The sequence below is a fragment of the Coprobacter sp. genome (assembly GCF_982436375.1).
The window spans coordinates 1-5,418 of sequence record NZ_CEWDCG010000195.1 but is presented as its reverse complement, the minus strand read 5'-3'; the positions used below and the strand labels follow the sequence as shown (position 1 = coordinate 5,418).

At 41.4% G+C, this 5,418-nt stretch carries 3 protein-coding genes; 1 reads left to right on the top strand and 2 read right to left on the bottom strand.

Annotated elements, in window-relative coordinates:
• Positions 1 to 305 precede the first annotated feature (305 nt).
• Positions 306 to 1,835, top strand: a complete 1,530-nt coding sequence (gadC, locus tag AC1WHX_RS10125) for a glutamine/gamma-aminobutyrate antiporter GadC (protein ID WP_303116329.1) — start codon at positions 306 to 308, stop codon at positions 1,833 to 1,835.
• A gap of 73 nt (positions 1,836 to 1,908) precedes the next feature.
• On the opposite strand, the gene AC1WHX_RS10120 is transcribed toward gadC, so the two are convergent.
• The gene (locus AC1WHX_RS10120; protein WP_475571463.1) at positions 1,909 to 2,850 is read right to left on the bottom strand and encodes a family 43 glycosylhydrolase; all 942 of its coding nucleotides are present in this window, start codon (positions 2,848 to 2,850) and stop codon (positions 1,909 to 1,911) included.
• Between the two features lie 89 nt (positions 2,851 to 2,939).
• Positions 2,940 to 5,210: a glycosyl hydrolase family 95 catalytic domain-containing protein gene (locus tag AC1WHX_RS10115; RefSeq protein ID WP_418236435.1), complete on the bottom strand. Its 2,271-nt coding sequence runs from the start codon at positions 5,208 to 5,210 to the stop codon at positions 2,940 to 2,942.
• Between the last annotated feature and the right edge of the window lie 208 nt (positions 5,211 to 5,418).

The following is a 5,418-nucleotide window of genomic DNA, read 5'->3' as shown; positions in this document are numbered from 1 at the left end:
ATTCAATATTGTTTTCCCTAAAAACAACCCTTCCTGCAAGTTTGTTTAACCAAAGTGGTTTTATCCGACTAGTAGCCTATCTAAATTTTACTCGGGCCAAATTTGAGAGTTTCTTTCGAAGAAGTCTTGTCGTTTTTACGAGGAGGATAGCACAGGCTATCTGACAAGTGAAACACGGAAAAAAAATGCAAAAAAGAACTGATAATATTTCTTTATTGGAAATTTTAGATAGGCTCTAAACCAACAGTACAAGAATTTGTTATACCAAAAGCAGATATACAAATAATTTCTTTAATACATAAATTATGGCAAATATTGGAAAAACAGTAAAACTCGGAGTCTTCACTTTAGCGATCATGAACGTCACGGCTGTAGTATCACTACGGGGACTTCCGGCAGAAGCAGAATATGGATTAAGCTCGGCATTCTATTATCTGTTTGCAGCAATCGTATTTTTAATCCCGACGGCATTGGTCGCGGCAGAACTGGCAGCCATGTTTCAAGATAAACAAGGCGGAGTATTTCGATGGGTAGGGGAAGCGTTCGGTAAAAAATTCGGATTTCTCGCCATCTGGTTACAATGGATAGAAAGTACGATCTGGTATCCGACCGTGCTTACCTTCGGAGCTGTCTCTATTGCATTTATAGGAATGGATCACTCTCAGGACATGTTGTTGGCATCTAATAAAATTTACACGTTGGTCGTCGTACTGATCATATACTGGTTGGCTACCTTTATCTCCCTGAAAGGATTGAACTGGGTTGGTAAAGTCGCTAAAATCGGCGGTATGGTAGGGACTATTATCCCGGCAGCCTTGTTGGTTATACTTGCCATTGTCTATCTGGCAATGGGCGGACAATCCCAAATGGACTTCTCCGGAGACTTTCTTCCGGACTTTTCAAAATTCGACAATCTGGTATTAGCAGCCAGCATATTTTTGTTTTATGCCGGTATGGAAATGGGAGGGATACATGTTAAAGATATAAACAATCCTGCAAAAAATTATCCTAAAGCCGTATTTATAGGTTCAGCCATTACGGTTATCATTTTTATATTAGGAACATTTTCTCTCGGAATCATCATTCCTCAAAAAGATATCAACCTAACCCAAAGCTTACTGGAAGGATTCGACAACTATTTCAGCTTTATCCGCATGTCATGGTTATCGCCGGTCATCGCCGTAGCGCTGGCTTTCGGAGTATTAGCCGGAGTACTAACTTGGGTTGCAGGTCCGTCAAAAGGTATATTTGCCGTAGGAAAAGCCGGGTATCTGCCTCCATTCTTCCAAAAAACGAATAAAATAGGCGTACAAAAAAACATTCTGTACATCCAAGGGCTTGCCGTCACTCTTTTAAGCTTGCTTTTTGTCGTAATGCCCTCTGTTCAAAGTTTTTACCAAATTCTCTCTCAGCTCACCGTTCTGCTCTACCTCATCATGTACTTGATGATGTTTGCTGCAGCCATCTATCTGCGGTATAACATGAAAAAAGCAGACCGGCCTTTCCGCATCGGAAGTAAAGGCAACGGATTGATCTGGTTTGTCGCCGGACTCGGATTCTGCGGATCATTACTCGCTTTCATATTAAGTTTTATTCCTCCCAGTCAAATATCGACAGGAAATAATACCGTATGGTTCTCTGTCCTTATCATAGGCTGCATCGTTGTTGTAGCAGCTCCGTTTATCATCTATGCCGCCCGTAAACCGTCATGGAAAAGTGAAGACACCGAGTTCGCTCCATTCCATTGGGAAGAAAATACGACAGTACCCGAAACCGGGACAACAGCTGCTACACAAACAAAACAAAAACCTGTCAATAAAAATATGACCGAATAGTATTCAATTAATTACAACAAAGGGACTGCTTTTTCTGAACAGTCCCTTTCTCTTTTCGATTCAATACAAAACTTTATTTCTTAATTCCGCCTTTCGTTTGTTTTACCAATTGAATGCTTCCGTCTGGATTATAATACAATTTATCTACACAGATCGAACGCAGATTTCCCCTTCCTGAAATAGAACAATCATGATAAAACAAATACCATTCCCCTTTATATTCCACGATAGATCCATGACTCGTACCCGAACCCGTAGCCTCCAAAATCACTCCGCGATAAGTCCATAGTCCTAACGGGCTCGTACTGGTGGCATAATGCATTCTGTTGCCATTGGGATGAGGGACATTATCAGAATAAGACAAATAATAAATACCGTTTCTCTTATGTACCCAAGCAGCCTCGTGAAAATCGGAAAGCCCCTCCATCTTACGCGGCTTTTCTGCCAATTCTACCATATTATCTTTCAGTCTGGCGCCGATACATCTTCCGCCACCGCCATAATAAAAATACGCCTGACCATCATCATCCACAAATACACAAGGATCGATCATGGCAAAAGCATCACCGAGTCCCTCGATATATCCCTGTACTTTAAAATCTTTTGCCGGATACTTGCTTGTCGCAATTCCGACTTTCCACGTATTGTTCCAATCCGTACCGCTCGGATGAGGAAAATAAAAATAATAAGTTCCATTCTTATAAGCACAATCGGGAGCCCACATAAAACCGCCCTCAGGACGTCCCCACGGCACTTGACTCGAATTCAAAATCTCCCCGTGATCAGTCCAGTTTACCATATCATCCGTAGAAAACACATGATAACGATCCATCAAGTCACACCCTCGAGGCGGATCTACGTCGTGTGAGGGATATACATACAAACGCCCGTCTTTCCATACATGGGCAGAAGGATCTGCTGTAAATATATGGGTTACAAAAGGGTTAGGGCCCAAAGTCACCGGTGCTTTTTTCTTTTTCTTAGCATCCGCTCCGGACACCTCGAAAACCGTCATTCCGGCTACTGTTACCATAAGCAATGAGACAAACAGCAATCTTTTTTTCATATAATCATAATTTTAATGTGAATTAAATAATCTCTTCATCAGTTGTAAAAACCAAAAGGTTTTTTGTTTTCAGTACCGGAAACAGGTCCTATTCTAAAATCTTTAAAAGACGGATCTCCATACAGAACGACCTCTTCTCCGGCTTTCAGGTCCAAGCTAAAAAGAGTATCGGAAATTCGATCGATCTTATATCTCCGCTTCCCTTTTTGATACAGTTCTCCCGAAAAATCACACTCGACCAAACACGGTTCTCCCGCCAAACTGTGAATACGTATCCATGCGACCTTACCGTTTTTACGAACGGCACTCACTTCAAAGGCTCCTTCTGCCAGTAAATTATCAAAGGCGAAGTCCCTCCATATTCCGGGAATCGCCGGAAAAATACGAATTTTACCGTCCCAGCTCTGCAATGCCATATCCAATAAAGCCCGAGCACCTGAAAGAGGTGTCTCTATCACCGGATTCCCACCCTCCTGATAGCAAGTATTCGGCTGCATCGACTTTTGCATAAATTCCTCCAAATAAGCTAAAGCCTTATCTCCTTCCCCGACAGAAGCATATAAAGAAGCCGCCCCTGTACGCGAATATCCTTCAAGAGCACCTTTTATACTTTGCCAATGATTTACGCTCTTAACGATCATCTCCTTACCTCCCGGTTGGTCCCGATTGACAAGATATAGTGGATAAGCCATCAACAAATGAGAATAATGTCTGTGCGACATATCATACGGTCGATTCCGACCTATCATCCAACCTTCATCCGGATCGGAAGGGAAATCTGTCAGTCTTGCATAAACATCTTTCCAACGAGAGCGCAAACTATCATTTTTGCCAAGAATAGAATCCGCTTCCAAAAGTGTTTTACACCCCCATTTCAACAACGACAAATCAAAATTGCAATCCGAGGCGCTGCCGTATTCCGGAGAATAAGTAGAAGGCAGATGAAACCGCTTATCATCTTCTTCTTTCAAAAAATGCAGATAATAGTTGACCGAACGTTTCAATATAGGAAACAACTTTTTTAAAATTTCCTTATCCATAGAATAACGATATTCCAGCCATATATTATGACAAGCCCATGTCAATAACCCGATTTCCGGACCGTCTTTCGACGCTCCGGCTTCACGTACCCATCCGACCAAATCAGAAGCTGTAGCCCGTGCTAAAGCCGCAGAATTATATCTATATTTCTGCGGAACATTTAGAATCAAATTTTTTTCTCCTGCAAAAATCGTATTGGACAAAGAACGGGAAAGTTCCAAATGATTAGAAGGATAAGTTGTCCAATAGGAAAGCTGCACATTCAAATTCCACCATGCAGCAGGCCATTGCGTCAAAGCCATCCAAGGTCCTGTATTATCGATAATCCCCCGATCCGCACGGGTAGCCGATCCCAATTTATATAATTGTATCCAATAAAAATTCTCGATTCTCTTATCCGGTAAAGAAATAAAACTTTTCTGATAAAAGTTATTCCACCACTCCCGATGCGTTTTTTTCAACTTCGAATATGATGGTTTCAAGATTCGGTCAAGGTATTCTCGAGACAATTGCAAAGCATTATGATTAGGATAAGAATGGGCGCAAGTCACATATAGACTCCGGGCACTGCCTTTTCCCGAAATATGCCAACGGACAGCAGTCTGTCCGCCATTCAAATAAGTAAACAATGCCGTCCGGTTTTCTTCATCTACAACAGCCGAAGCATTTTCTTTATATTCCCGTACCACCTTTGAAGTATTCCCGCTTGCTTTAAACTTATCATACCGAGGAGAATTCGGAGAATCCGAGACCCATTGCCATGTAAACCCGTTTTCTCCGGACGACGCATCAGTCTTTACGATAATCCCCATATCAAGCGAATGCACAAAAACTTCAAATCGTATCGAGCCTTTATCCGTTATAATTGTCCCTGACGTCTCCGCATTATAAATATCCGTACGCATGTCACACTTCAGAATGCGACCGCACGGCTTCATCAAAAAATGTCCGATCATAAGACGGGAACGATTGAACAATATATTCCCGTCTCCTGTCTCAGGTACGGCACGATGATCGTGAACATCGCTCCGGCACACCTCAAAACGCATCGAATTACAATCTTCCTCATACACGATATACGTGCCTAACATTCCATTCCCCATAAAAGGAGACTGCCAGAGTTTCTCCGGTAAACGATTCCAAAGCAAGTCATATTTTGCCAGATAATTTTTCCAATCCAGATGTAGAAGCGTGGAACTCGCAAAAAGACATTTCGGGAATAAAAACGCAATGAATAATAGAGAGAAAAAACGTAATTTTAAATTCATAATCGTATATGTGTGTGTTTATCATTCCGGTACGAAATGAGTACAAAAAAAGAACGCAACAATTAAAATCCCGATTAAAAAAAACTTAGCAGGAAAAGATTTTATATATATATCCTGCTATTTAATCTATTTTAAGAATCTGAAAATATTCTACCTCGGTTTCTTCCCGAAAAAATTATCTGTATCGACAATTAGCAGACCGCCATTT